General features: G+C 72.9%; 28 protein-coding genes and 1 riboswitch. Of the genes, 24 read left to right on the top strand and 4 right to left on the bottom strand.

Features of this window, described 5'->3' with window-relative positions; translation table 11 throughout:
- Positions 1 to 4 precede the first annotated feature (4 nt).
- From A6F73_RS05815 to mltG (A6F73_RS05800), 4 genes are all read left to right on the top strand, one after another.
- The gene (locus A6F73_RS05815) at positions 5 to 448 is read left to right on the top strand and encodes a DUF6167 family protein (RefSeq protein ID WP_063346788.1); all 444 of its coding nucleotides are present in this window, start codon (positions 5 to 7) and stop codon (positions 446 to 448) included.
- A complete protein-coding gene (alaS, locus tag A6F73_RS05810) occupies positions 448 to 3,117 on the top strand; it encodes an alanine--tRNA ligase (RefSeq protein ID WP_063346787.1) in 2,670 nt (889 codons plus the stop codon). Before A6F73_RS05815 ends, alaS begins: the two co-directional genes overlap by 1 nt.
- 17 nt (positions 3,118 to 3,134) lie before the next feature.
- On the top strand, positions 3,135 to 3,605 hold the full coding sequence (ruvX, locus tag A6F73_RS05805) for a Holliday junction resolvase RuvX (RefSeq protein ID WP_244293307.1): 471 nt from the start codon (positions 3,135 to 3,137) through the stop codon (positions 3,603 to 3,605).
- 94 nt (positions 3,606 to 3,699) lie between these two features.
- Positions 3,700 to 4,962 carry an endolytic transglycosylase MltG gene (gene mltG, locus A6F73_RS05800; RefSeq protein WP_063346785.1) on the top strand — a complete coding sequence of 421 codons (1,263 nt, stop codon included), beginning with the start codon at positions 3,700 to 3,702 and terminating at the stop codon, positions 4,960 to 4,962.
- 160 nt (positions 4,963 to 5,122) lie between these two features.
- Here mltG (A6F73_RS05800) and A6F73_RS05795 read toward each other — a convergent pair whose 3' ends face one another.
- Positions 5,123 to 5,662: a hypothetical protein gene (locus A6F73_RS05795; RefSeq protein ID WP_159398376.1), complete on the bottom strand. Its 540-nt coding sequence runs from the start codon at positions 5,660 to 5,662 to the stop codon at positions 5,123 to 5,125.
- On the opposite strand from A6F73_RS05795, the gene mltG (A6F73_RS05790) reads away from it, so the two are divergent.
- From mltG (A6F73_RS05790) to A6F73_RS05755, 8 genes are all read left to right on the top strand, one after another.
- Positions 5,612 to 7,120, top strand: coding sequence for an endolytic transglycosylase MltG (gene mltG / locus A6F73_RS05790; protein ID WP_159398375.1), 1,509 nt, complete (start codon positions 5,612 to 5,614; stop codon positions 7,118 to 7,120). The genes A6F73_RS05795 and mltG (A6F73_RS05790) overlap by 51 nt on opposite strands.
- Before the next feature lie 34 nt (positions 7,121 to 7,154).
- Positions 7,155 to 7,985 (top strand): shikimate dehydrogenase, encoded by an 831-nt coding sequence (locus tag A6F73_RS05785; RefSeq protein WP_063346782.1) that lies wholly within the window; start codon positions 7,155 to 7,157, stop codon positions 7,983 to 7,985.
- A 209-nt stretch (positions 7,986 to 8,194) separates the two neighbouring features.
- Positions 8,195 to 9,379 (top strand): chorismate synthase, encoded by a 1,185-nt coding sequence (gene aroC / locus A6F73_RS05780; RefSeq protein WP_107452826.1) that lies wholly within the window; start codon positions 8,195 to 8,197, stop codon positions 9,377 to 9,379.
- Positions 9,376 to 9,897: a shikimate kinase gene (locus tag A6F73_RS05775; protein ID WP_063346780.1), complete on the top strand. Its 522-nt coding sequence runs from the start codon at positions 9,376 to 9,378 to the stop codon at positions 9,895 to 9,897. The genes aroC and A6F73_RS05775 overlap by 4 nt, the downstream gene beginning before the upstream one ends.
- A complete protein-coding gene (gene aroB, locus A6F73_RS05770) occupies positions 9,890 to 10,981 on the top strand; it encodes a 3-dehydroquinate synthase (protein ID WP_063346779.1) in 1,092 nt (363 codons plus the stop codon). The genes A6F73_RS05775 and aroB overlap by 8 nt, the downstream gene beginning before the upstream one ends.
- An 8-nt stretch (positions 10,982 to 10,989) precedes the next feature.
- On the top strand, positions 10,990 to 11,418 hold the full coding sequence (gene aroQ, locus A6F73_RS05765) for a type II 3-dehydroquinate dehydratase (protein WP_063350970.1): 429 nt from the start codon (positions 10,990 to 10,992) through the stop codon (positions 11,416 to 11,418).
- Between the two features lie 85 nt (positions 11,419 to 11,503).
- Positions 11,504 to 12,394 carry an AAA family ATPase gene (locus A6F73_RS05760; RefSeq protein ID WP_107453008.1) on the top strand — a complete coding sequence of 297 codons (891 nt, stop codon included), beginning with the start codon at positions 11,504 to 11,506 and terminating at the stop codon, positions 12,392 to 12,394.
- 80 nt (positions 12,395 to 12,474) lie between these two features.
- Positions 12,475 to 13,284, top strand: coding sequence for a DNA-formamidopyrimidine glycosylase family protein (locus tag A6F73_RS05755; protein WP_063346777.1), 810 nt, complete (start codon positions 12,475 to 12,477; stop codon positions 13,282 to 13,284).
- A gap of 53 nt (positions 13,285 to 13,337) precedes the next feature.
- Here A6F73_RS05755 and A6F73_RS05750 read toward each other — a convergent pair whose 3' ends face one another.
- On the bottom strand, positions 13,338 to 13,721 hold the full coding sequence (locus A6F73_RS05750; RefSeq protein ID WP_063346776.1) for a metalloregulator ArsR/SmtB family transcription factor: 384 nt from the start codon (positions 13,719 to 13,721) through the stop codon (positions 13,338 to 13,340).
- A gap of 81 nt (positions 13,722 to 13,802) precedes the next feature.
- Positions 13,803 to 14,017, top strand: a riboswitch (cobalamin riboswitch).
- Positions 14,018 to 14,046: 29 nt separating this feature from the next.
- Between A6F73_RS05750 and A6F73_RS05745 the strand changes: the two genes are divergently transcribed.
- Entirely contained in the window at positions 14,047 to 15,159 is a 1,113-nt protein-coding gene (locus A6F73_RS05745) for a HoxN/HupN/NixA family nickel/cobalt transporter (protein WP_063346775.1), read from the top strand.
- Positions 15,160 to 15,308: 149 nt separating this feature from the next.
- Here A6F73_RS05745 and rpmG read toward each other — a convergent pair whose 3' ends face one another.
- The gene (gene rpmG / locus A6F73_RS05740; protein ID WP_063346774.1) at positions 15,309 to 15,473 is read right to left on the bottom strand and encodes a 50S ribosomal protein L33; all 165 of its coding nucleotides are present in this window, start codon (positions 15,471 to 15,473) and stop codon (positions 15,309 to 15,311) included.
- 141 nt (positions 15,474 to 15,614) lie between these two features.
- Between rpmG and rpmB the strand changes: the two genes are divergently transcribed.
- The 10 genes from rpmB (at position 15,615) to A6F73_RS05690 (ending at position 22,153) form a co-directional block, all read left to right on the top strand.
- Positions 15,615 to 15,851 carry a 50S ribosomal protein L28 gene (rpmB, locus tag A6F73_RS05735; RefSeq protein WP_063346773.1) on the top strand — a complete coding sequence of 79 codons (237 nt, stop codon included), beginning with the start codon at positions 15,615 to 15,617 and terminating at the stop codon, positions 15,849 to 15,851.
- Positions 15,851 to 16,156 (top strand): 30S ribosomal protein S14, encoded by a 306-nt coding sequence (gene rpsN, locus A6F73_RS05730; RefSeq protein ID WP_063346772.1) that lies wholly within the window; start codon positions 15,851 to 15,853, stop codon positions 16,154 to 16,156. The genes rpmB and rpsN overlap by 1 nt, the downstream gene beginning before the upstream one ends.
- Positions 16,153 to 17,328: a GTP-binding protein gene (locus A6F73_RS05725; RefSeq protein WP_063346771.1), complete on the top strand. Its 1,176-nt coding sequence runs from the start codon at positions 16,153 to 16,155 to the stop codon at positions 17,326 to 17,328. The genes rpsN and A6F73_RS05725 overlap by 4 nt, the downstream gene beginning before the upstream one ends.
- 12 nt (positions 17,329 to 17,340) lie before the next feature.
- Positions 17,341 to 17,577: a 30S ribosomal protein S18 gene (gene rpsR / locus A6F73_RS05720; RefSeq protein WP_063346770.1), complete on the top strand. Its 237-nt coding sequence runs from the start codon at positions 17,341 to 17,343 to the stop codon at positions 17,575 to 17,577.
- Between the two features lie 48 nt (positions 17,578 to 17,625).
- Positions 17,626 to 17,799, top strand: coding sequence for a 50S ribosomal protein L32 (gene rpmF / locus A6F73_RS05715; protein WP_063346769.1), 174 nt, complete (start codon positions 17,626 to 17,628; stop codon positions 17,797 to 17,799).
- Positions 17,800 to 17,889: 90 nt separating this feature from the next.
- Positions 17,890 to 18,996 carry an aminopeptidase P family protein gene (locus A6F73_RS05710; RefSeq protein ID WP_063346768.1) on the top strand — a complete coding sequence of 369 codons (1,107 nt, stop codon included), beginning with the start codon at positions 17,890 to 17,892 and terminating at the stop codon, positions 18,994 to 18,996.
- A 79-nt stretch (positions 18,997 to 19,075) separates the two neighbouring features.
- On the top strand, positions 19,076 to 19,639 hold the full coding sequence (efp, locus tag A6F73_RS05705) for an elongation factor P (RefSeq protein WP_063346767.1): 564 nt from the start codon (positions 19,076 to 19,078) through the stop codon (positions 19,637 to 19,639).
- A gap of 4 nt (positions 19,640 to 19,643) precedes the next feature.
- Positions 19,644 to 20,081, top strand: coding sequence for a transcription antitermination factor NusB (nusB, locus tag A6F73_RS05700; protein WP_063346766.1), 438 nt, complete (start codon positions 19,644 to 19,646; stop codon positions 20,079 to 20,081).
- 173 nt (positions 20,082 to 20,254) lie between these two features.
- Positions 20,255 to 21,082, top strand: a complete 828-nt coding sequence (locus A6F73_RS05695) for a thioesterase family protein (RefSeq protein WP_063346765.1) — start codon at positions 20,255 to 20,257, stop codon at positions 21,080 to 21,082.
- A 129-nt stretch (positions 21,083 to 21,211) separates the two neighbouring features.
- Complete coding sequence (locus A6F73_RS05690; protein ID WP_063346764.1) at positions 21,212 to 22,153, top strand: hypothetical protein; 942 nt, start codon at positions 21,212 to 21,214, stop codon at positions 22,151 to 22,153.
- A 124-nt stretch (positions 22,154 to 22,277) separates the two neighbouring features.
- Here A6F73_RS05690 and A6F73_RS05685 read toward each other — a convergent pair whose 3' ends face one another.
- Positions 22,278 to 22,781, bottom strand: a complete 504-nt coding sequence (locus A6F73_RS05685) for a transcriptional regulator (protein ID WP_031072501.1) — start codon at positions 22,779 to 22,781, stop codon at positions 22,278 to 22,280.
- Positions 22,782 to 23,111: 330 nt separating this feature from the next.
- On the opposite strand from A6F73_RS05685, the gene pyrR reads away from it, so the two are divergent.
- Entirely contained in the window at positions 23,112 to 23,759 is a 648-nt protein-coding gene (gene pyrR / locus A6F73_RS05680; protein ID WP_063346763.1) for a bifunctional pyr operon transcriptional regulator/uracil phosphoribosyltransferase PyrR, read from the top strand.

Here is a 23,759-nt window from a genome sequence, read left to right as displayed (position 1 = left end):
CGGCATGGTGCGACGCGTCTTCTGGATGGCGGTCGGCGCCGGTGCGACCGTGTGGGCCATGAACAAGGCCAACGAGGCCGTGCACCGGCTCACCCCGGACAGCCTCTCCGGCACCGCCACGCGCGGTGCGCTGCACCTGGGCGACCTGGCCAAGCAGTTCGCCCAGGACGTGCGGGCCGGCATGGCCGAGCGCGAGGAGCAGCTGAAGGACGACCTCGGACTGCACGGCACCGCCGTCGTCGAACCCCGGAGCACCGGACGGGTCCTGCGCGGCGAGCCGCAGTACCGAGCTATCTCGGCGGCGCCCGGCAGCCCGGCCGCCGCCCTGCCCCCGTCAGGCCCCCGCCCCGTGTCCCGTGGGGCCCGCACCACCACCCGAGCCATTGAAGAAACGCCCCGCCGCGCCCTGCCGCAGCGGGGCGGCACCCCGAACCGGAAGGACCAATAATGGAGTCGGCTGAGATCCGCCGCCGCTGGCTGCGCTTCTTCGAGGAGCGCGGCCACACCGTCGTTCCGTCGGCGTCCCTGGTCGCCGACGACCCCACCCTGCTGCTGGTCAACGCCGGCATGGTGCCGTTCAAGCCCTACTTCCTGGGCGAGGTCAAGCCGCAGTTCTCGCGCGCCACCAGCGTCCAGAAGTGCGTGCGCACCCTGGACATCGAGGAGGTCGGGAAGACCACCCGGCACGGCTCCTTCTTCCAGATGTGCGGCAACTTCTCCTTCGGCGACTACTTCAAGGAAGGCGCCATCAAGTTCGCGTGGGAGCTGCTCACCAGCTCCGTCGCGGACGGTGGCTACGGCCTGGAGAAGGAGAAGCTCTGGATCACCGTCTACCAGGACGACGACGAGGCCGAGCTGATCTGGCGTGACGTCATCGGCGTCCCGTCCGAGCGCATCCAGCGCCTCGGCATGAAGGACAACTTCTGGTCGATGGGCGTCCCCGGCCCCTGCGGCCCGTGTTCGGAGATCAACTACGACCGCGGCCCCGCGTACGGCGAGGAGGGCGGCCCGGCCGTCAACGGCGAGCGCTACCTGGAGATCTGGAACCTGGTCTTCATGCAGTACGAGCGCGGCCACGGCGACGGCAAGGACGGCTTCGAGATCCTCGGCGACCTGCCGAGCAAGAACATCGACACCGGCCTCGGCCTGGAGCGCCTCGCCGCCATCCTCCAGGGCGTCGACAACCTCTTCGAGATCGACACCAGCCGGATGATCCTCGACCGCGCCGCCGAGCTCACCGGCCACACCTACGGCGCCGACCACAAGTCGGACGTCTCGCTGCGCGTGGTCACCGACCACATCCGCACCGCGCTGATGCTGATCGGCGACGGCGTCACCCCCGGCAACGAGGGCCGCGGCTACGTGCTGCGCCGCATCCTGCGCCGCGCCATCCGCAACATGCGCCTGCTGGGCGCCACCGGCGTGGTGGCCAAGGACCTCACCGACATCGCCATCAAGGCGATGGCTCCGCAGTACCCGGAGCTGGAGAGCGACCGCAAGCGCATCGAGACGGTCGTCGTCGGCGAGGAGGCGGCCTTCCTGCAGACCCTCAAGGCCGGCACCAGCCTGCTGGACGCCGCGGTCACCGAGACCAAGCAGGCCGGCGGCGCGGTCCTCTCCGGGGACCAGGCCTTCAAGCTGCACGACACCTACGGCTTCCCGATCGACCTCACCCTGGAGATGGCCGAGGAGCAGGGCCTCCAGGTGGACGAGGCCGGCTTCCGCCGCCTGATGCAGGAGCAGCGCAACCGCGCCAAGGCGGACGCCAAGGCCAAGAAGATGGGCCACGCCGACGTCGCCGCGTACCGCGAGGTCGCCGACAAGTCCGGCGCGAGCGTCTTCACCGGCTACAACCTCACCGAGGGCGAGGCCAGCGTCGTCGGCCTGCTGGTGGACGGCGTTCCGTCGCCGGCCGCCTCCGAGGGCGACGAGGTCGAGATCATCCTCGACCGCACCCCGTTCTACGCCGAGGGCGGCGGCCAGCTCGCCGACCACGGCAGGATCCGGCTGGAGTCCGGCGCGGTGGTGGAGATCCGCGACGTGCAGCAGCCCGTCCCGGGTGTCATCGTGCACTCCGGTGGGGTGCTGTTCGGCGAGGTCGTGCTCGGCGCCTCGGCGTACGCCACGATCGACACCGAGCGCCGCCGGGCGATCGCCCGCGCCCACTCGGCCACCCACCTGACCCACCAGGCGCTGCGCGACGCGCTCGGCCCGACGGCCGCCCAGGCCGGCTCCGAGAACGCCCCCGGCCGCTTCCGCTTCGACTTCGGCTCGCCCGCCGCCGTCCCGGGCACCGTGCTGGTCGACGTCGAGCAGAAGATCAACGACGTGCTGGGTCGCGAACTCGACGTCACCGCCGAGGTCATGACGATGGATCAGGCCCGCAAGGCCGGTGCCATCGCGATGTTCGGCGAGAAGTACGGCGACGAGGTCCGGGTCGTCACCATCGGTGACTTCTCCAAGGAGCTGTGCGGTGGCACGCACATCGGCAACACCGCCCAGCTGGGCCTGGTGAAGCTGCTCGGCGAGTCCTCGATCGGCTCCGGCGTGCGCCGCGTCGAGGCGCTGGTCGGCGTCGACGCGTACAAGTTCCTGGCCCGCGAGCACACCGTGGTGTCCCAGCTGACCGAGCTGGTCAAGGGGCGCCCGGAGGAGCTGCCGGAGAAGATCTCGGGCATGCTCGCCAAGCTCAAGGACGCCGAGAAGGAGATCGAGCGCTTCCGCGCCGAGAAGGTGCTGGCCGCCGCGGCGGGTCTGGCCGACTCGGCCGAGGACGTGCAGGGCATCTCGGTGGTCGCCGCGCAGGTCGCCGACGGCGTGGGCGCGGACGAGCTGCGCAAGCTGGTGCTGGACGTGCGCGGCCGCCTCGGCTCGCGCCCGGCCGTGGTCGCCGCCTTCACCGTGGCGGGCGGCCGTCCGCTGACCGTGATCGCCACCAACGAGGACGCCCGCGGCCGCGGCATCAAGGCCGGCGAGCTGGTCCGGGTCGCCGCCAAGACCCTCGGCGGCGGCGGTGGCGGCAAGGACGACGTCGCCCAGGGCGGCGGCTCCAACCCGGCCGCGGTCGGCGAGGCCGTCGCCGCGGTGCGCGGCCTGGTCGCGGAGCGCGCCAGCTGATGGTCGAGGAGCCTCAGGTGGAGCGGCCCTTCCGGCGGGGGCGGCGGATCGCCGTCGACGTCGGTGACGCCCGGATCGGGGTCGCGTCCTGCGACCCCGACGGGGTGCTCGCCACGCCCGTGGAGACCGTTCCGGCCGGGGTGAAGTCGCAGGCCAGGATCGCCGCCATCGTCGAGGAGTACGACGCGGTGGAGGTGATCGTCGGGCTGCCCCGCTCGCTGAGCGGCAAGGAGGGCCCGGCGGCGGAGAAGGTCCGCGCGTACGCGACGCGGCTGGCCAACCGGCTGTACCCGGTGCCGGTCCGGCTGGTCGACGAGCGGATGTCGACCGTCACCGCCACCCATGGGCTGCGCGCCTCGGGTGTCAAGGCGAAGAAGGGCCGCTCGGTGGTCGACCAGGCCGCCGCGGTGGTGATCCTGCAGACCGCCCTTGAGTCCGAACGGGTGAGCGGGAACCCGCCCGGTGAGAGCGTCGAGGCGGTCGGCTGACCGGCCTGATCTAACGTCCCGTCGAGGGGTCCGTGCGGACGCGTCCGCACGGACCCCTTTCGAACGTTTCGGCACTGCCGAGGGGACGCGAGCCATGACCGACCAGGACTTCCACCCGGGGCTCACGCCCGGGCACCTGGGTGCGCCGGTGCTGGAACCGGAGGGCCGGCCCCCGGGCGCGCCCCGCATGCGCTCCGATGCGCCCGATCCGCACCGACGGCGTAACGGACTGGCCTGCGCGCTCACCGCGCTCGCCCTGGTCGCGGTGTTCGGCGGGGCGGGCCTTGCCGGGTACACCTGGCTCCAGGGACAGCGCAAACCCCCGGCCGCCGCCGACTACGACGGGCAGGGCACCGGCAGCGTCCAGGTCTCGGTGCCGGAGGGCGCGGGCCTGTCCCAGATCGCGTCCGCCCTGGTCCGCAACGGGGTGGTGGCCAGCTCGCTCGCCTTCACCCGGGCGGCCAAGGGCAGCGCCGCGGCCGCCGGGCGGATCCAGCCCGGCACCTACACCCTGAAGCAGCGGATGTCGGCCGTGGCCGCGCTGACCGTGCTGATCGACCCGGCCAACGCCAACGGCCTGACCATCCCCGAGGGCTGGCGCGGCTACCAGATCTACGTGGCCATCGACCGCAAGCTGCGTCTGCCGGAGGGCACCACCCAGCGCACCGCCCAGGAACAGGGCGCCGAACTGGGCCTGCCGGACTTCGCCAAGGGCAGCCCCGAGGGCTACCTCTTCCCCGCGACGTACAGCGTCACCGACGGGACCACCGCGATCGACCTGCTGAAACAGATGGTGGAGCGGGCCGGCAAGGAGTTCAGCCGGGACGACGCGAACGTCGTCGCGCAGAACCTCGGCCAGAGCCTGTACGGGCTGGTCACCGTGGCCAGCATGGTCCAGGGCGAGGCCGACAACAACGAGGACATGGGCAAGGTGGCGCGGGTCATCTACAACCGGCTGGCCAAGGGCATGCCGCTGCAGCTCGACTCCACGATCAACTACGCGCTCGGCCGGTCGACCCTGAACACCACCGTCACCGACACCCGGCTCGACTCCCCGTACAACACCTACCTGCACCCGGGGCTGCCGCCCACGCCGATCTCCAACCCGGGGCGGCAGGCGATCACGGCGGCGCTGGACCCGGCGCAGGGGGACTGGCTCTACTTCGTCACCGTGAAACCGGGGGACACCCGCTTCACCGACAGCTTCGACGTGCAGCAGCGCAACGTCGCCGAGTTCAACGCGAACCGGGCGTCGGCGAAGCCCGGCGCCTCGGCCTCGTCGTCGGCTTCGGCCGGTGGGTCGGCCCCCGACTCCGGGCCGGCGGCGCCGGAGCCCGAGCCGAGCGCGGGCTGGTGAGGTCGGACACTGACGGCACGTCCGCCCTGCCGGGGGCACGTGTGCGGTACGGTAACGTCTCCTCCCAGGCGCTGCGCTAGCACGCCGGTTCGAGAATCAGCCGGGACCGCGTCCCGGACGGCCGGTCCGATCCTCCGGCCGTCTTCGTCGGTTAAGGGGATCAATGACCGATCTGGGTCGGGGCTACGGCCCCCAGGGCTCTGAGCCGTGGCACCCCGGTGACCCCGGGTACGGCGGCCAGCAGCCGGTCCCCGGCCAGCAGGACGGCCAGTGGCAGCAGTATCCCCAGCAGGGCGAGCCGGTCCAGCAGTATCCCCAGCAGCAGGGCGAGCCGGTCCAGCAGCCGTACGGAGACGTGCAGCAGCAGGGGTATCCGCAGCAGCAGATGCAGCAGATGCCGCAGCAGGGGTACCCGCAGGGGTATCAGCAGCAGGGGTTCCCGGGCGGGCAGCAGCAGTACCCGCAGCAGCAGGTGCCCCAGCAGCAGATGCAGCAGCAGGGCTACCCGCAGCAGCAGATGCCGCAGCAGGGGTACCCGCAGCAGCAACAGCAACAGCAGCAGCAGATGGCGCCGCAGGGGTACCAGCAGCAGCTGCCCCAGCAGGGGTACCAGCAGCAGGGGTTCCCGGACGGTCAGCAGCAACCGGGCATGGCGCAGCAGCAGGGGATGTCCCCGCAGCAGGCCCAGCAGCCCCACCAACCCCAGCAGCCTCAGCAGCCCGGTGCGCAGCAGCAGCCGGGCATCCCGCAGCAGGGCGCGCAGCCCGGGCGGCGGCGTCGCGCGGCGCCGGAACCCGAGCCGGCCGCGCCCGTCAGTGGCCCCGGCCCGGACGGCATCGACTGGGAGGCCGAGGCCGCCGCGCTGGAGGCCGGCGCCGATCCGGTCGGCGGGCACGCGCCCGAGACCGACGAGTGGGACGGCCACCCGGACGGCTTCCAGGAGGACGGCCGTCACGAGGACGGCCACCACGAAGACGCCGAGTACCGCGACGAGGACGGCCACGCCGAACAGGAGGGCTTCCTCGGCGAGGAGGACTCCTCCCGCGACGCGCAGAAGAAGCGCAAGGAGAAGGGCAAGAAGTCCGGCCGCCGCAACGGCGGGGCCTGCCTGCTGGTCGCGCTGGTGCTGGTCGGCGCCCTGGGCGGGGCCGGCTGGTGGGGCTACGGCTTCTACCAGGACCACTTCGGCCCGCCGCCGGACTTCACGGGCGAGGGCGGCAGCCCCGTCCAGGTCGAGGTCAAGTCGGGTGCGGTCGGCGGTCAGATCGGCCTGGCGCTGAAGAGTGCCGGCGTGGTCAAGAGCGTCGACGCCTTCAGCAAGGCCTGCGACGCCGAGCCGAAGTGCAAGAGCATCCAGCCGGGCTTCTACTCGCTGAAGAAGGAGCTGCCGGCCGCCACCGCGCTGAGCGAACTGCTCAACGGGGCCGGCGGTGCGGCGCTGGTCATCCCCGAGGGCAAGACCGCCGCCGACATCTACACCCTGATCGACGGGAAGCTGAAGCTGCCGCAGGGCACCACGGCGGGTGTCGCCAAGGCCCAGGTCGGCAGTCTCGGCCTGCCGGCGTACGCGAACGGCAACGTCGAGGGCTTCCTCTGGCCGACCCGGTACAACATCGCCGACGGCATGAAGCCCGAGGACCTGCTCAAGCAGATGGTGAAGAACGCCACCGACAAGTACGCGACCCTGGACGCCGACGCGTCCAAGGTCGGCCTCAAGAACGCGTACGAGGTGGTCATCGAGGCGAGCATCCTGCAGCGCGAGGGCAACAAGGTCGACGACTTCGCCAAGATGGCCAGGACCATCCAGAACCGGCTGGCGAGCGATGCCGTGCGCCACACGCTCGGCATGGACACCACGCTGCAGTACTCGCTGGGCCGCAAGGACCTGGACAAGAAGGACATCAACGACGGGTCCAACAAGTACAACACCTACATCAACCCGGGCCTGCCGCCGACGCCGATCTCCAACCCCGGCGACGACGCGCTCAAGGCGGTGCTCAACCCGGCGGACGGCAAGTGGCTGTACTTCATCGCGATGTCCCCGTCCAACACCCTCTTCGCCGACACGGACAAGGAGCACGCCGCCAACGTCGAGGCGTACTGCCGGGCGGCGGGCCAGGGCTTCGACAAGGTCGGTCTCCACTGCACCACCAAGTAGCCGCCACCGCACCGCCGTTCACGGAGGAGCAGCGTTGACCAGCAAGCACCGGGCCGCCGTCCTCGGCTCGCCGATCGCCCACTCGCTCTCGCCGGACCTGCACCGGGCCGCCTTCGCGGCGCTCGGGCTGGACGGCTGGCGCTACGACCGCTTCGAGGTCGACGAGGACGGCCTGCCCGGCTTCCTCGCCGGGCTGGACGAGGCCGAGTGGGCCGGGCTGTCGCTGACCATGCCGCTGAAGCGGGCGATCATCCCGCTGCTGGACGAGGTCAGCGCGACGGCGCGCGCGGTGGACGCGGTGAACACCGTGGTGTTCACCGCCGACGGGCGGCGTACCGGGGACAACACCGACGTCCCCGGGCTGGTGAACGCGCTGCGCGAGCGCGGCATCACCGAGGTGCCGGCCGCGGCCGTGCTGGGTGCCGGGGCCACCGCCTCCTCGGCGCTGGCGGCGCTGGCCCAGGTCTGCACCGGCGAGGTGACCGTCTACGTGCGCAGCGCGGAGCGGGCCCGGGAGATGGCCGAGCTGGGCGAGCGGCTGGGCGTCGCCGTGCGCACCGCCGACTGGGAGCTCGGCGCGCAGGCGCTGGCTCGGCCGCTGACCGTCTCGACCACGCCGGTCGGTGCGACCGACGCCTTCGCCGGGGCGCTGCCCGCCGCGCCGGGGGCGCTGTTCGACGTGCTGTACCACCCGTGGCCGACGGCGCTGGCCGCCGCCTGCGCCGCGCGCGGGGCGACCGTCCTGGGCGGGCTGGACCTGCTGGTGCACCAGGCGGTGCTGCAGAGCGAGGCCTTCACCGGGCGGGCGCCGGGGCCGCTGGCGGCGATGCGCGAGGCGGGCGAGAAGGCCCTCGCCGGGGGCTGAGCCCGCGCCGGTGGCCGGATCGCGCCGGCCACCGCCCGGCCGGCTGGCCGGAATCGTGCCGACCACCGTCCCGCCGACTGACCGACCACCGTCCGTCACGCGGACTGGGCCTCCGGGTGCCGCCGGGACGTGAAAGGATTCAGGGGAAAAGGCACGCCCGGGCGGGCCCCGGCAGGTGCCGTGGCCGGTCCGCTGATGAAGGAGCTCCGTTGGGTACGTTGCGCTGGCTGACGGCGGGGGAGTCGCACGGCCCCGCACTCGTCGCGACGCTGGAGGGCCTGCCCGCCGGTGTACCGGTCACCACCGCGGTGGTGGCCGACGCGCTGGCGCGCCGCCGGCTCGGTTACGGTCGCGGCGCACGGATGAAGTTCGAGCAGGACGAGGTGACGTTCCTCGGCGGCGTCCGGCACGGCGAGACCATGGGCAGCCCGGTGGCGGTCATGGTCGGCAACACCGAGTGGCCGAAGTGGGAGCAGGTCATGTCGGCCGACCCGGTCGACCCCGAGGTGCTGGCCGGTCTGGCCCGCAACGAGGCGCTCACCCGCCCCCGCCCCGGCCACGCCGACCTGGCCGGCATGCAGAAGTACTCGATCGACGAGGCCCGTCCGATCCTGGAGCGCGCCAGCGCCCGTGAGACGGCCGCCCGGGTCGCGCTCGGTGCCGTCGCCCGCGCGTACCTGAAGGCGACCTGCGGGATCGAGATCGTCAGCCACGTGGTCGAGCTGGCCGCCGCCAAGGCCCCGGCCGGTGTGCTGCCGCTGCCCTCGGACGAGGCGCGGCTGGACGCCGACCCGGTCCGCTGCCTGGACGCCGACGCGTCGAAGGCGATGGTCGCCGAGATCGACCAGGCCCACAAGGACGGCGACACCCTCGGCGGCGTGGTCGAGGTGCTCGCGTACGGCGTGCCGGTGGGTCTGGGCTCGCACGTGCACTGGGACCGCCGGCTGGACGCCCGGCTGGCCGCCGCGCTGATGGGCATCCAGGCGATCAAGGGCGTCGAGGTCGGCGACGGCTTCGAGCTGGCCCGGGTGCCCGGCTCGCAGGCGCACGACGAGATCGTCCCGACCCCCGAGGGCGTCAAGCGCACCTCCGGCCGCTCCGGCGGCACCGAGGGCGGCCTGACCACCGGCGAGGTGCTGCGGGTGCGTGCCGCCATGAAGCCGATCGCCACCGTGCCGCGGGCGCTGCAGACCCTGGACGTGCGCACCGGCGAGCCGGCCAAGGCGCACCACCAGCGCTCGGACGTCTGTGCCGTGCCGGCCGCCGGGATCGTCGCCGAGGCGATGGTCGCGTTGGTGCTGGCCGACGCGGTGAGCGAGAAGTTCGGCGGTGACCACGTCTCCGAGACCCGCCGCAACGTGCAGGGCTACCTCGACAACCTGATCATCCGATGACCGTTCCGGTCGTTGTGCTGGTCGGCCCGCCCGGCAGTGGCAAGTCCACCGTCGGGCGGGCCCTGGCCGAGCGCCTGGGCGTCGGCTTCCGGGACACCGACGCCGACATCGAGGCGTTGGCCGGCAAGCCCATCCCGGAGATCTTCATCGACGAGGGCGAGCCGCACTTCCGCGAGCTGGAGGTCCGGGCCGTGCGCACGGGCGCCACGGAGCACGACGGCGTCCTGGCGCTCGGCGGCGGCGCGGTGATGGCCGAGGCCACCCGCGCCCTGCTGCGCGAGCTGCCGGTCGTCTTCCTGGAGGTCCCGCTGGCGGACGCGGTCAAGCGGGTCGGCCTGGACGCCCCGCGCCCGCTGCTGGCCATCAACCCGCGGGCCCGCTGGCGCGAGCTGATGGAGGCCCGCCGGCCCCTCTACCTGGAGGTGGCCACCGCCGTCGTCGACACCGCCGGCCGCACCCCCGAGCAGGTCGCGGACGCCGTACTGGAAGCACTGGAGCTGAAGACCCCCCATGACTGACCCCATCGTCAGGATTCACGTCGGCGGCAGCGCCGGCCACGACCCGTACGACGTGCTGATCGGGCACCAGCTGCTCGGCGAGCTGGCGCCGCTGATCGGCACCCGCGCCAAGCGGGTCGCGATCATCCACCCCGAGGCGCTGGCCGCCACCGCCGACGCCATCCGCGAGGACCTGCTCGGCGAGGGCTACGAGGCGATCGCGCTCCAGGTGCCCAACGCCGAGGACGCCAAGAGCGCCGAGGTCGCCGCGTACTGCTGGTCGGTGCTCGGGCAGACCGGCTTCACCCGCAGCGACGTCGTCGTCGGCCTCGGCGGCGGCGCCACCACCGACCTGGCCGGCTTCGTCGCCGCCACCTGGCTGCGTGGCGTCCGCTGGATCTCCATGCCCACCACGCTGCTCGGCATGGTCGACGCGGCCGTCGGCGGCAAGACCGGCATCAACATCGCCGAGGGCAAGAACATGGTCGGCGCCTTCCACCCGCCGGTGGGCGTGCTGGCCGACCTCGACACCCTGGCGACCGTGCCCAAGCACGACTACGTCTCCGGCCTCGCCGAGGTCATCAAGTGCGGCTTCATCGCCGACCCGGCCATCCTCGACCTGATCGAGGCCGACCCGGAGGGCGCCAAGACCCCGGACGGCCGGCACACCGTCGAGCTGATCCGCCGCGCCATCCAGGTCAAGGCCGACGTGGTCTCCGGGGACCTCAAGGAGTCCGGCCGGCGCGAGATCCTCAACTACGGCCACACCCTCGGCCACGCCATCGAGCGCAACGAGCGCTACAAGTGGCGGCACGGCGCCGCGATCTCCATCGGCATGGTCTTCGCCGCCGAACTCGGCCGCCTGGCAGGCCGGTTGGACGACGAGACGGCCGACCGGCACCGCACCGTGCTGGCCTCCGTCGGGCTGCCGCTGCGCTACCAGGCGGACGCCTGGCCGAAGCTGCTGGACGCCATGAAGATCGACAAGAAGTCGCGCGGCGACCTGATCCGCTTCATCGTCCTGGACGGCCTCGGCAAGACCTCCGTCCTGGAGGGCCCCGACCCGTCCCTGCTGGTCGCCGCCTACGCGGAGGTCTCGGCGTGACCAGGGTCATGGTGCTCAACGGCCCCAACCTCGGACGGCTCGGCAGCCGCGAGCCGGACGTCTACGGCGCCACCTCCTACGCCGGGCTGGTCGAGCGCTGCACCGCGCTCGGCAAGGAGTTCGGCTTCGAGGTCGAGGTGCACGAGACCAACTCCGAGCAGCAGATGGTGGAGTGGCTGCACGAGGCAGCCGACGGCAAGGTGCCCGTGGTGATCAACCCGGGCGCGTTCACGCACTACTCGTACGCGATGCGGGACGCCGCCTCGCAGCGCACCGCGCCGCTGATCGAGGTGCACATCTCCAACCCGTACGCCCGGGAGACCTTCCGGCACACCTCGGTGATCGCCGCGGTGGCCTCCGGCACCATCGCGGGATTCGGGCTCGGCTCCTACGAGCTGGCCCTGCGCGCCCTGGCCGAGCAACTCACCACGCGCTGACGCCTGGTCAGCGGCCCGGCGGCGGACTGTGCCCGCCGCCGGGCCGCCGTGTAGTCTCCCCGCTGAGAGGTGTCGGGAGGTGACCGTGACGCAGTACGCCGGGGGTGGGCACGTCCCGCCGCGTCCCGCCGCTCCGCCGGGGCCGCAGCCGTCGGGGGCCGCCGCGCCGCCGCCGGTGCCGCCCGTTCCGGCCCCTGTTCCCGCCGCTGCGCCGCCGGCTCCGGCCGCTCCGGTGCCGCTCGTTCCGGTGCCGCCTGCTCCCGTGCCGCCCGCTCCGGCTCCTGTCTCCGCGCCCGCTCCGGCCGCACCCGCGCCCGCGCCCAGTGCGCCGGTCCCCGTCGGGGCCACCGGGCACTTCGTGCTGCCTTCCGGCGCGCCCGTGCAACTCCCCGCCCACCCGCCGCAGCGGCACGCGCCCGCCAGTCCGATCGCCGTCCTGCTGATCGGCCCGGCCGGGGCGGGCAAGACCACCGTCGCCCGGTACTGGGCCGAGCGCCGGCCCAGCCCGACCGCGCACATCAGCCTGGACGACGTCCGCGAGTGGGTGCAGTCCGGCTTCGCCAACCCGCAGTCCGGCTGGAACAACGCCTCCGAGGCGCAGTACCGGCTGGCCCGCCGCACCTGCGGCTTCGCCTGCCGCAACTACCTCGCCAACGGCATCTCCTGCATCATCGACGACGCCGTCTTCCCGGACCGCCCGGCCATCGGCCTCGGCGGCTGGAAGCGGCACATCGGCCCCGGCATGATCCCGGTCGTGCTGCTGCCCAGCCTGGACTCCGTGCTGCACCGCAACGCCCGGCGCGGCGGCACCCGGCGGCTCGGTGACGAGGAGGTGGCGCGGATCCACGGCCGGATGGCCGGCTGGTACAACTCCGGGCTGCCGATCATCGACAACTCGTACCTGGACGTGGCCGGCACCGCCGCCGAGCTGGACCGCGTCATCCTGGCCCGGCTGATGGGCATGCCGGTCCGCTGACCTGCGACGATCCGGCGCTGTCGGTGCCGACTGCGATGATGTGCGGGTCCTGTCGAACCACCCCGGGGGAGCTGACGCCCGTGCCGGAAGGCCACATCATCCACCGCCTCGCCGCCGAGAACCGGAAGGCCTTCGGCGGCCGCCCGGTCGAGGTGTCCAGCCCGCAGGGCCGGTTCGCCGACGAGGCCAAGGCCATCGACGGGCAGCTGCTCACCGCGGCCGAAGCCGTCGGCAAGCACCTGTTCCTCGGCTTCGAGGAGGGCGGCTGGGTGCACGTCCACCTCGGCCTCTACGGCGGCTTCGCCTTCGGCACCGGGCCCGCGCCCGAGCCGGTCGGCCTGGTCCGGCTGCGGCTGGCCAACGACGACGGCTACGCCGACCTGCGCGGCCCCAACACCTGCGCGCTGGTCACCGGCGCGGAGAAGGCCGCCGTCGCCGCCCGGCTGGGCCCCGACCCGCTGCGCGCCGACGCCGATCCGCAGGCCGCCTGGCGCCGGATATCGGCGAGCCGGACGACCGTCGCCGCGCTGCTGATGGACCAGAAGGTGCTGGCCGGGGTGGGCAACGTCTACCGGGCCGAGGTGCTGTTCCGCCACGGGATCAACCCGCACCGCGCCGGCCGCGACCTCACCCGGGGCGAGTGGGACGCGATCTGGGCCGACCTGGTCGCCCTGATGCACGAGGGCGTCGGCGCGGGCCGGATCGACACCGTCCGGCCCGAGCACACCCCCGAGGCGATGGGCCGCCCGCCGCGCGTCGACGACCACGGCGGCGAGGTGTACGTCTACCGGCGGGCCGCGATGCCCTGCCTGGTCTGCGGCACCGACGTCCGGGCGGAGCAGCACGCCGCGCGCAACCTCTTCTGGTGCCCCACCTGCCAGGCGGCCTGACCGGGTCCGCGGTTGCTCCGGCCGGCCCCCCGGCGTGTCCTCCGGGGGGCCGGTCAGCCGACGGCCGCGGTGGGCTCGTGGTGTTCGGCGGCGGCGCACGCGTCGAGGAGGGGGCGCATGGCCTCGTCCACGAGCCGGTAGCGCACGACCCGCCCGTCCTTGTCCCCGGTGACCACGCCCGCGGTGCGGAGCAGTCGCAGGGCCTGGGACACGGCGGGGTCGCGCATGCCGGTGGCGACGGCGAGGTCGGAGACGGCGAGCGGGCCGGCCCGGTGGAGGGCGAGCAGGAGGGCGAGCCGCCCGGGGTCGGCGAGCAGGGAGAACCGCTCGGCCCAGGTGCGGACGTGCGCGGGGTCGCCGATCGCGGCGATGGCCTCGCAGACCCGGTGTCCGTCGATGGTGCGGTGGCCCGCGCGGTCGGCCGGTACGAGATGCATGCGCACATTGTTGCAGGAGGGGGCCTGTGATCCTGGACACCTGCGCAGGTGCGCAGCCTTGCAAGGGTGGGTCCTGGCCCCTACGGTGTTCCCCGCCGTGGTGCTCGGGAAGACCGGTGACGGATCCTCAGGGGTCCCAGTCCGGAGCGGCCCTCGCCACTGTGATCGGGCCATCGTGATCGTCGACGATGGAGAGACGTCCGTACCCACGACGCCACTGGGAGCCTCGCGCACCTGGGAAGGCGGGTACGGGACCCCCGTAAGCCAGGAGACCGGCCACGGCATCTCACGAAGTGTTTCCACGAGGTGCTGGAGCGTGACCCGAATGACCCTGCCCGAAACCGCCGCCGCCGAGGCGCCGGCGACACCGTCCGTGCTGCCCACGTTCCGCTGGAAGCGCGAGGACACCGTTCGCACGGCCGGGCTGATGGGGGTGATCCTGGCCATGCACGTGGTGGCGTTCGGGACGCTCATCTTCCTGGTCGCGCCCCACAACTACGCGGTCGGCACCCAGGTCTTCGGGGTGGGCCTGGGGATCACCGCGTACACCCTCGGCATGCGGCACGCCTTCGACGCCGACCACATCGCGGTGATCGACAACACCACCCGCAAGCTGATGGCGGACGGCAAGCGGCCGGTCTCGGTCGGCTTCTGGTTCGCCCTCGGGCACTCCTCGATGGTGGTGCTGATGGCCGCCCTGGTGGCGGGCGGCGCGCAGCTGGCCAGCACGCTGATGGACGACGACTCGACCACCCACAAGTGGCTCGGGATGGTCGGCACGACGGCCTCCGGCGCGTTCCTCTACCTGATCGGCGCGCTCAACCTGGCCGCGCTGCTCGGCATCCTCAAGGTGTTCCGGGCGATGCGGGCCGGGTCGTACGACGAGGCGCAGCTGGAGGAGCACCTCAACTCGCGCGGCTTCATGGCCCGGGTGCTGAACCGGGCGACCCGCTCGATCACCCGGCCCGGGCAGATGTTCCCGGTGGGCATGGTGCTGGGGCTGGGCTTCGACACCGCGACCGAGGTCACCCTGATGGTGATGGCCGGGTCGGGCGCGGCGGCCGGGCTGCCCTGGTACGCGATCGTCTGCCTGCCGCTGCTGTTCGCGGCCGGGATGAGCCTGTTCGACACCCTGGACGGGACGTTCATGAACTTCGCGTACCAGTGGGCCTTCGCCAACCCGGTCCGGAAGGTCTACTACAACCTGACGATCACCGGGCTGTCGATCGCGGTGGCCTTCGTCATCGGCACCATCGAGCTGGTCGGCGTGCTGCACGAGAAGCTCGATCTGACCGACCCGGTCACCGGCTGGATCGCGGGCATCTCGCTGGACAACGTCGGCTACGCGATCGCCGGGCTGTTCGTGGTGGTCTGGGCCGCGGCGATCGCCTACTGGAAGCTGGCCCGGGTGGAGAAGCGCTGGGTGGCCGCCGAGTAGTGACGGTTGCGAGCGGCGACGGCTGCGAGCAGCGACGGCGCCTCCCCCGGGATCCCTCGGGGGAGGCGCCGTTTCGTCGCTGCGGGGCGGTACGGGTCGCTGCGGGTCGGCGTTCCGTCGGTGCGGGGTTCAGTTCGGGCGGGCGGGGTTCAGCGCTCTTCGCGGAAGTCGACGTGCCGGCGCGTGACCGGGTCGTACTTGCGCAGGACCATCCGGTCCGGGTCGTTGCGGCGGTTCTTGCGGGTCACGTACGTGTAGCCGGTGCCGGCGGTGGAGCGGAGCTTGATGACGGGGCGCAGTTCACTACGGGCCATGGGTGTCCTCCCGGGTTGGCGGGTTGGCGGGTTGGCGGGGTGTTCGGGGCCGGAGCGAAACCGTACATCGAAATGGAAGTCATTTTCATCTGGTGTAACGTGAGCTCCGTCCTGCCCATTCCCGGACGTCAGGGAGCACCCATGTCCGCCCACTGCCAACTCACCGGCCGCAAGCCCGGATTCGGCAACGCGATCTCGCACTCGCACCGCCGCACCCGCCGCCGCTTCGACCCCAACATCCAGCACAAGCGCTACTGGCTGCCCGGCGAGGGCCGGTACGTTCGGCTCACCCTCAGCGCCAAGGGCATCCGCACCATCGACACGATCGGAATCGAGGCCGCCGTCGCCCGCATCCGCGCCCGAGGGGGGAAGGTCTGATGGCCAAGCAGAGCAAGATCGCCAAGAACGAGCAGCGCCGCGCCGTCGTGGCCCGGTACGCCGAGCGCCGCGCCGAGCTCAAGCGGATCATCGCCCACCCCGGCACCGCCCCCGCCGAACGCGCCGCCGCCCAGGCCGAACTCGCCCGCCAGCCCCGCGACGCCAGCGCCACCCGGATCCGCAACCGCGACGCCGTCGACGGCCGCCCCCGCGGCTACCTGCGGGCCTTCGGCCTCTCCCGGGTCAACCTCCGCGTCCACGCCCACGCCGGCCACCTGCCCGGCGTCCGCAAGGCCAGCTGGTGAGCGGCGTGGACGGGATCAAGCTGCCCGTGGTGGTCGTCGCAGGACTGCATGCCGCCGAACGCCGCGCCGCCGTCCGGGAGTTGGCCGCGGCCGCGGTGGACGCGGTGGTCCTCCACCATGACCTGCGGGAGGCCTCGCAGGGCGTCGTCCACCGCGAACTGCGCGACGCGGGAGGCGGGTTCGACGCCGCCGACGTCCCGCTGGTGAACGACTGCCCCTGCTGCGCCCTGCGCGAGGACCTGCTGCCGCGACTGCTGCGGATCGCCGACGAAGGCCGGTACGGACTCGCGATCGTCGAACTGTGGGGCGGCAGCGACCCGCACCCGGCCGTCGAGGTGATCGCCGGGGGAGAGGCGGACGGCCGCCATCTGGAGGACGCCGTCGAACTCGCGGGCGTGGTCACGGCCGTCGACCCGGACCGGCTGATCGGCGAACTCTCCGTCTCCGACGACCTGGTGGACCACGGCGAGCACACCGCCCGCCAGGACCAGCGGACCCGCGCGGAGGCGCTCGCCCACCAGGTCGAGTACGCCACCACCCTCGCCGTCCCGCGCGCGACGGCGCACACGCCCGGGCTCGCGCTGCTCCGCCAGCTCCACCCCACCGCCCGGGTCGTCCGGCTCGGCACCGGCGCGCTCACCCGGGCCGCCCTCGGCGGCTTCGACGTCGCCGCCGCCCGCGACCGGGTCAACCCGGCGATCGCGCTGCTCCCGCAGGAGAGCGACGAGGCCGGCGTCACCACGCTGGTCTGGGAGCGCCGCCGCCCGCTGCACCCCGAGCGGCTGCACCGGGCGCTGGAGCTGCTTGTCCCCGCCGCCCAGCGCAGCCGCGGCCGCTTCTGGCTGGCCAACCGGCCCGACCTGATGCTCGCCTGGGACGCCGCCGGGGCCAACCTCGCGGTCGAGGAGTGCGGGCCCTGGCTCACCTCCCTGCCCGACGCCGCCTGGGAGCTGTACCCGCCAGCCCGCCGGGCCGCCGCCGCCCTCGACTGGCACCCGCTGCACGGCGACCGGGTGCAGCAGCTCAGCTTCACCGCCGAGGGCCTGGACGTCGACGGTGTCACCGGGCTGCTCGACTCCTGTCTGCTCACCGACGCCGAACTCGCCGCCGGCGAACCCGGCTGGAAGGCCCTGCCGGACGCCTTCCGGGACCTGCTCGACCCCGTTCACTGAGGAGCCGTCACTGTGCGTAAGCGACCGAACCCGCCCAAGGACCGGCCGAACCCGCTGTTCGCGGCCGGCATCGAGTACATCGACTACAAGGACACCGACCTGCTGCGGCGCTTCGTCTCCGACCGCGGCAAGATCCGGAGCCGCCGCGTCACCCGGCTCACCGTCCAGCAGCAGCGCGCCGTGGCCAGGGCCGTCAAGAACGCCCGCGAGATGGCCCTCCTCCCGTACGCCGCCGGCACCACCCGGTAGCCGTCGCTGCCGTCACCACCGTCACTATCACCCGACAAGGAGCCCCCGATGGCCGTCCCCAAGCGCAAGACGTCCCGCAGCAACACCCGGCACCGCCGGGCCCAGTGGAAGGGCAAGGCCCCGAAGCTCGTCCCGATCACCCTCAACGGCCGCGAACTGCTCGTCCCCCAGAACCTGGTCCCCGCCTACCGCCGCGGCCTGATCGATCCGGAGGGGGCGTAGCGACCACGAAGGGGGCGTGCGGGGGCGGGAGCGCGCCCTGTCGGGGGTGCTCGGCGGGCGGATCGGGGTGGGGGTTCGTAGGCTCGACGCATGTCTGATGCGTACGCGGGTCGGCGGGAGCGGGTGAGGGAGCACTGCAGTGCGGCCGGGGCCGATGCGGCGCTGATCACCCGGGCGGCGAACGTGCGGTATCTGACGGGCTGCGCGCCCTGCGGGGCGACGCTGCTGCTGACCCGGGAGCGGGTGCTGCTGGCAGTGCCGGACGATCTGCCGCCGGACGACACCGGGGAGCACCTGATCGCGCCGGACGTCACCCAGGTGCCGGTGGCGGCCGCGGCGGACACCGCCCTGGCGGCGGCCGCCGCCGCCGCGCGACTGGGCGTGGCGGACCTCGCGGTGGAGGAGCACGACCTGACCGTCAGCCGCCACCGCGCGGTGGCGAGCCTGGCGGAGGGGGCCCGGCTGGCCGACCTGGCGCAGGTGGTCGAGCGGCTGCGGGTGGTCAAGGACGAGCACGAGATCGCCGACCTGCGGATCGCCGCCGAGATCGCCGACCAGGCGCTCGGCGAACTGCTGGAGTCGATCCTGGTCGGCCGCACCGAACGGCACCTGGCGATGGAGCTGGAACGCCGGATGATCGACCACGGCGCGGACCGGGCGGCCTACCCGGTGTCCGTCGGCACCGGCAGCCACTCCGGCCGGCCCGCCCACCAGCCGACCGACCGCCGGGTGGAGGAGGGCGACTTCCTCACCGTGGTGATGGGCGCCCAGTACCGGGGCTACGGCGTCTCCACCGCCCGGACCTTCGTGATCGGCGCCGCCCCCGCGCCCTGGCAGGTGGAGCTGCACCGGCTGGTGTTCCGGGCCCAGCGGGCCGGCCGGGAGGCGCTCGGACCGGGCGTGGAGCAGTACGTGCCCGACCGGGCCGCGCGGCAGATCCTGGAGGCGGCCGGCCACACCGAGACCTCCCCGCACCCGGTGGGGCACGGCATCGGGCTGGAGATCCGGGAGGCGCCGCGCCTCGGTCCGTCGGACATGGGTAAACTGGACAGCCGCGTGCCGGTCACCGTCGGCCCAGGGGTCCACCTCCCGGGCAAGGGCGGTGTCCGGATCGAGGACACGCTCGTGGTGCGCCCCCCAGAGGAGGGCGGGCCCGAGCTGCTCACCATCACCACCAAGGAGCTCCTCGCCCTGTGACCGCGGCCGCCCGTCGGCCGTCGGCGGCAGGACGCAAGCCTTGGTTCCTTGACAGCTATATCCAGGAGTAAGTGCGCCCGTGGCTTCCACGAACGATCTCAAGAACGGCATGGTCCTCAAGCTGGAGGGCGGCAAGCTCTGGTCCGTCGTCGAGTTCCAGCACGTCAAGCCCGGCAAGGGCCCGGCCTTCGTGCGCACGAAGCTCAAGGAGGTCCTGACCGGCAAGGTCGTCGACAAGACCTTCAACGCCGGCACCAAGGTCGAGACCGCCAACGTCGACAAGCGCGGCATGCAGTTCTCGTACAAGGACGGCGAGAACTTCGTGTTCATGGACACGGACACCTACGACCAGATCGTGGTCGAGCCGGCCGTCGTCGGCGACGCCTCCAAGTACCTGCTGGAGGGCTTCGAGGCCCTGGTCGCCATGTACGAGGGTGCCCCCCTGTACATCGAGCTCCCGGCCTCCGTCGAGCTGCTGATCTCCCACACCGAGCCGGGCGTCCAGGGCGACCGCTCCACCGGCGGCTCCAAGCCGGCCACGCTGGAGACCGGCGCCGAGATCGCCGTGCCGCTCTTCATCGTCACCGGCGAGAAGATCAAGGTCGACACCCGCGACGGCGGCTACCTCGGCCGGGTGAAGTAAGTCCGTGTCGGCCGCACGTAGCAAGGCCCGTACCCGGGCCTTCCAGATCCTCTTCGAGGCCGACCACCGCGGGGTCGACCCGCAGCGGGTCCTCGCGGACTGGGTGGCCCGCGCCCGCGAGCCGAAGCCCGACGAGGGCACCCCGCAGGTCGGCGAGTACACCATGGAGTTGATCGAGGGGTACGTCCAGCACGCTCGCCGGATCGACGACCTGATCTCGCAGTACGCGGTGGGCTGGACCCTCGACCGGATGCCGATCGTGGACCGCAACGTCCTGCGGCTCGGCGCCTACGAGCTGATCTGGGAGGACGGCGTCCCGGACGCGGTCGTCCTGGACGAGGCCGTGGAGATCGCCAAGGAGTTCTCCACGGACGACTCCCCGGCCTTCGTCAACGGTCTGCTCGCCCGCTTCCTGGAGCTGAAGCCGAGCATCCGCCGGTAGGTCGTGCGCCCTAGGCCCCGACCACCGGTGGCGGTGAAACCCGCAGAACGGCCGCTGGACCCGGATTCCGGGTCCGGCGGCCGTCGCGCGTTTCACCCGGGCGGCGTAAGGTGGTGCCCTACTCGCCAGTAACTTGGCGTTCGGAAACCGCAGTGAAGGGCAGGCCACCCCCCATGACCACCGCGACCCGCAGCGAGTTCGACCAGGGCATCGCCCTGACCCGGCACCCTGACGAGCCCGGCCGCTACGAGGCCGAACTCGGTGCCGGCTGGCAGATCGGCGGCGGGGTCAACGGCGGGCTGCTGCTCGCCGTCGCCGGACACGCGCTGTCGCTGGAGCACGGCGACCACCCCGATCCGGTGTCGATCAGTGGTTACTACCTGTCCGCCTCCACACCCGGCCCGGCCACCGTCCGCACGGAGGTGCTGCGCACCGGCCGCGGGCTCTCCACCGGCACCGCCTCGCTCAGTCAGGACGGCGTGGAGCGGCTGCGGGTGGTCGCCAGCCACGGCGACCTCTCCACCGCCGACGGCGAGGTGCGTACCAGCGCCCAGCCGCCGCAGCTGCCGCCGCCGGACCAGTGCATCGGCGTCGAGCACGCGCCCCGGGAGCTAATCGCCCAGGCCGAACTGCTGGAGCGCTTCGACCTGCGGCTGGACCCGGCCACCATCGGCTGGGCGCTCGGGCAGCCGTCTGGCAACGGGCGGATCCAGGGCTGGTTCCGGCTCGCCGACGGCCGCGACCCCGACCCGCTGCTGCTCCTGCTGGTCGCCGACGCGCTGCCGCCGGTGACCTTCGACCTGGGCATGCCCGGCTGGGCCCCGACCGTCGAACTGACCGTCCACCTGCGGGCCAGGCCGGTCCCGGGCTGGCTGCGGGTCACCCACGCCACCCGCAACGTGGCCGGCGGGTACTTCGAGGAGGACGCCGAGGTCTGGGACGAGTCCGGCCGCCTGGTCGCGCAGTCCCGCCAGCTGGCCCGGGTGCCGCGGAAGGCGTGAATCACATCGTCTTACCGTCGGTTACATTCCTGTGACACGCCGTACGTGTGCGGCGCGCGCGGATGGGGAGATAGACGGTCAGCGGCGAGCCGGCCGCTGACCGTCACCCGCCGACGCCAGGAGCCATCGATGAGCCACAGTGGCCGCGCCCGCCGCAACTCCGACTGCACCGCCGGCGGCCCGCGACCCACGGTGCGGGCGCCGCACCAGCGGCGGCGGGTCGAGGGGGCCGAGCAGGCGTTCGTCATCGGGGTCCTGACCAGCGCGGCCGACTTCGCCCGGGCCCGCGCCTGGGGGCTGTCGAACGCCGCCGACCACGAGCACTACCTGGCCGAGACCGCCGAGCTGCTGGCCGACGCCCTGGAGCGCTTCGACACCGTGCGGGCCCGGATGTTCCACCCGCAGGACTTCGCGGAGTTCTGCGTGCTGCACGGGCTGGACCCGGCCGAGCCGCTCGCCCGCGACCGCTACCTGGTCAATCCGCCGTTGCAGACCCAGCTGCTGGCCTATCAGGGCGAGGAACTGGCCGGGGACTTCGTGCCGCGCCTGGTCCGGGCCCGGGAGAACGGGCTGACGCTCTGCCACGCCGACCTGCTGCTGGACGGCGGCCTGTCCGGGGCCGCGGGCGAGGTCGACGAGGAGCACGCCCGCTGGGTGCGCGCCGCCCGTCAGCGCGGCGCCGAGGTGTTCCGCCGGATGCTGGTCGGCGCGGGCGCCGGGGTGTACGAGCTGCGGTTGCGGGTGGACGCGCCGGGCGGGCGGCTGACCGCGGCGGCCCGGGTGCTGCAGTGGGAGGACGGCGTGGTCCGGATCAACGACGAGGACCTGGAGCTGGTCTGCGCGGTGCTGTGCGCCGGATTGGCGCTGGAGCTGCCGGGGGTGGCGGTGCTGCACGGCTCGCAGGGCTCGGTGGCGGCGGGCGGCGCCCGTGGCGCAGCCGCTGACGAGCACTTCCTGCCGGCCTCCTGGGCCTGGTCGAGCGGCGGGCAGGACTGGGCGCCGGCTGCCGGGCCGGTGCGGCTGGACGGCGTGGCGGCGCAGCCCGGCTACAGCCTGGGGACGGTCTGCTGAGCCGGCCGTGGACGCGCGACGGCGCGGCCCCCGGGATGCGGGGTGCCGCGCCGTGACGTTTCTGCAAGGCCCGGGGCGTGGCCCGGACCGCGGACCGAGCCGACGGGAGCCGGTGCGGCGAGCGTCAGCTCGCCTCCTCCTCGCGCACCGCACGGCGCGCGTCGGGGTTCAGCACGCCCCAGGAGATCAACTGCTCGGTGAGGATCGACGGCGACTGGTCGTAGATGACCGCCAGGGTGCGCAGGTCGTCCTGGCGGATCGACAGCACCTTGCCGTTGTAGTCGCCGCGCTGGCTCTGGATCGTCGCCGCGTAGCGCTGCAGCGGGCCGGCCTTCTCGGACGGGACCTGGGTCAGTCTCTCCAGGTCGAGCACCAGGCGCGGCGGCGGCTCGGCCGCGCCGCCGGGGGTGCCGCCGGGCAGCAGCTCCTGCACCGGGACGCCGTAGAACTCCGCCAGCTCGGCCAGCCGCTGCACGGTGACCGCACGGTCGCCGCGCTCGTACGAGCCGACGACGACTGCCTTCCAGCGCCCCTGGGACTTCTCCTCGACACCGTGCAGGGAGAGACCCTGCTGAGTGCGGATCGCTCGGAGCTTGCCCCCGAGTTGCTTCGCGTAGTCGCTGGACATTGATCTCCCCGGACGAGATTGCTTCGCGTTCAGTGGTGGGTCACGGACGATGGTCGACGCCGTTACCGGTGGGTTCGACGTCCGTCTCGTAACTCACTGTGAGGTTACGTAGAGTAAGGTAGCTGCGTCAAGCCGAATGGGGCAGTCGTGCGAATGGCCCGCATCCGCGGCGCGTCCGGGGCGTGAACCCGGCGAAGCGGAATGGTGCGTGTCCGGTTGCCTCCCGGCCCGCTGCTAGGATGGCTCGAAGCCCGCGCCAGGTCGGCGGGGGCAGTCCCAGACATCCTTTAAGGCCCGTCCAGTGAGGCGGGGAAGGAGGTCCGCTTCGGCATGACCACACACCAAGATTCGACGCCGCGACCGCCGCACCAGGTGCTGGACGGCACGGACATCGCCCGGGTCGTCACCCGGATAGCGCACGAGATCGTCGAGCGCGCCAAGGGCGCCGAGGACGTCGTGCTGCTCGGCATCCACACCAGGGGCGTCCACCTCGCCCGCCGCCTGCACGGCCGGCTGGCCCAGATCACCGGGCGCGAGATCCCGCTGGGTGCCCTGGACATCACCATGTACCGGGACGACCTGCGGCTCAAGCCCGCCCGCGCCCTGGAGCACACCGAGATCCCGTCCGGCGGCATCGACGGCAAGCTCGTCATCCTCGTCGACGACGTGCTCTTCTCCGGCCGCACCATCCGGGCCGCGCTCGACGCGCTGAACGACATCGGCCGCCCGCGCGCCGTCCAGCTCGCCGTCCTGGTCGACCGCGGCCACCGCGAGCTGCCGATCCGGGCCGACTACGTGGGCAAGAACCTCCCCACCTCGCTGCGCGAGGCCGTGCAGGTGCGCCTGTCCGACAGCGACGGCGTGGACGCCGTGCTGGTCGGCGACCGCGCCTACACCGATGCGTCGCGCTCCGCGCGCGATGAACAGGGTTCGCAGGCCCTGGCCTCCCAGCCGTCCGAACCGCACCTCCCGGAGTAG

This window comes from Streptomyces sp. MJM8645 (assembly GCF_001625365.1).
Lineage (GTDB): Bacteria > Actinomycetota > Actinomycetes > Streptomycetales > Streptomycetaceae > Kitasatospora.
This window is presented reverse-complemented; position numbering and strand designations above follow the sequence as displayed.

What these genes read in the sequence shown, in the direction of transcription:
- A6F73_RS05690 (WP_063346764.1), top strand. Translation starts at nt 21,212, where the DNA reads ATGAGCCACAGTGGCCGCGCCCGCCGCAACTCCGACTGCACCGCCGGC.
- aroQ (WP_063350970.1), top strand. Translation starts at nt 10,990, where the DNA reads ATGGTGCTCAACGGCCCCAACCTCGGACGGCTCGGCAGCCGCGAGCCG.
- rpmG (WP_063346774.1), bottom strand. Translation starts at nt 15,473, where the DNA reads ATGGCCCGTAGTGAACTGCGCCCCGTCATCAAGCTCCGCTCCACCGCC.
- A6F73_RS05745 (WP_063346775.1), top strand. Translation starts at nt 14,047, where the DNA reads ATGACCCTGCCCGAAACCGCCGCCGCCGAGGCGCCGGCGACACCGTCC.
- aroB (WP_063346779.1), top strand. Translation starts at nt 9,890, where the DNA reads ATGACTGACCCCATCGTCAGGATTCACGTCGGCGGCAGCGCCGGCCAC.
- rpmB (WP_063346773.1), top strand. Translation starts at nt 15,615, where the DNA reads ATGTCCGCCCACTGCCAACTCACCGGCCGCAAGCCCGGATTCGGCAAC.
- rpmF (WP_063346769.1), top strand. Translation starts at nt 17,626, where the DNA reads ATGGCCGTCCCCAAGCGCAAGACGTCCCGCAGCAACACCCGGCACCGC.
- A6F73_RS05685 (WP_031072501.1), bottom strand. Translation starts at nt 22,781, where the DNA reads ATGTCCAGCGACTACGCGAAGCAACTCGGGGGCAAGCTCCGAGCGATC.
- A6F73_RS05750 (WP_063346776.1), bottom strand. Translation starts at nt 13,721, where the DNA reads ATGCATCTCGTACCGGCCGACCGCGCGGGCCACCGCACCATCGACGGA.
- A6F73_RS05775 (WP_063346780.1), top strand. Translation starts at nt 9,376, where the DNA reads ATGACCGTTCCGGTCGTTGTGCTGGTCGGCCCGCCCGGCAGTGGCAAG.
- rpsN (WP_063346772.1), top strand. Translation starts at nt 15,851, where the DNA reads ATGGCCAAGCAGAGCAAGATCGCCAAGAACGAGCAGCGCCGCGCCGTC.
- A6F73_RS05815 (WP_063346788.1), top strand. Translation starts at nt 5, where the DNA reads ATGGTGCGACGCGTCTTCTGGATGGCGGTCGGCGCCGGTGCGACCGTG.
- alaS (WP_063346787.1), top strand. Translation starts at nt 448, where the DNA reads ATGGAGTCGGCTGAGATCCGCCGCCGCTGGCTGCGCTTCTTCGAGGAG.
- A6F73_RS05710 (WP_063346768.1), top strand. Translation starts at nt 17,890, where the DNA reads ATGTCTGATGCGTACGCGGGTCGGCGGGAGCGGGTGAGGGAGCACTGC.
- pyrR (WP_063346763.1), top strand. Translation starts at nt 23,112, where the DNA reads ATGACCACACACCAAGATTCGACGCCGCGACCGCCGCACCAGGTGCTG.
- A6F73_RS05695 (WP_063346765.1), top strand. Translation starts at nt 20,255, where the DNA reads ATGACCACCGCGACCCGCAGCGAGTTCGACCAGGGCATCGCCCTGACC.
- mltG (WP_159398375.1), top strand. Translation starts at nt 5,612, where the DNA reads ATGGCGCAGCAGCAGGGGATGTCCCCGCAGCAGGCCCAGCAGCCCCAC.
- mltG (WP_063346785.1), top strand. Translation starts at nt 3,700, where the DNA reads ATGACCGACCAGGACTTCCACCCGGGGCTCACGCCCGGGCACCTGGGT.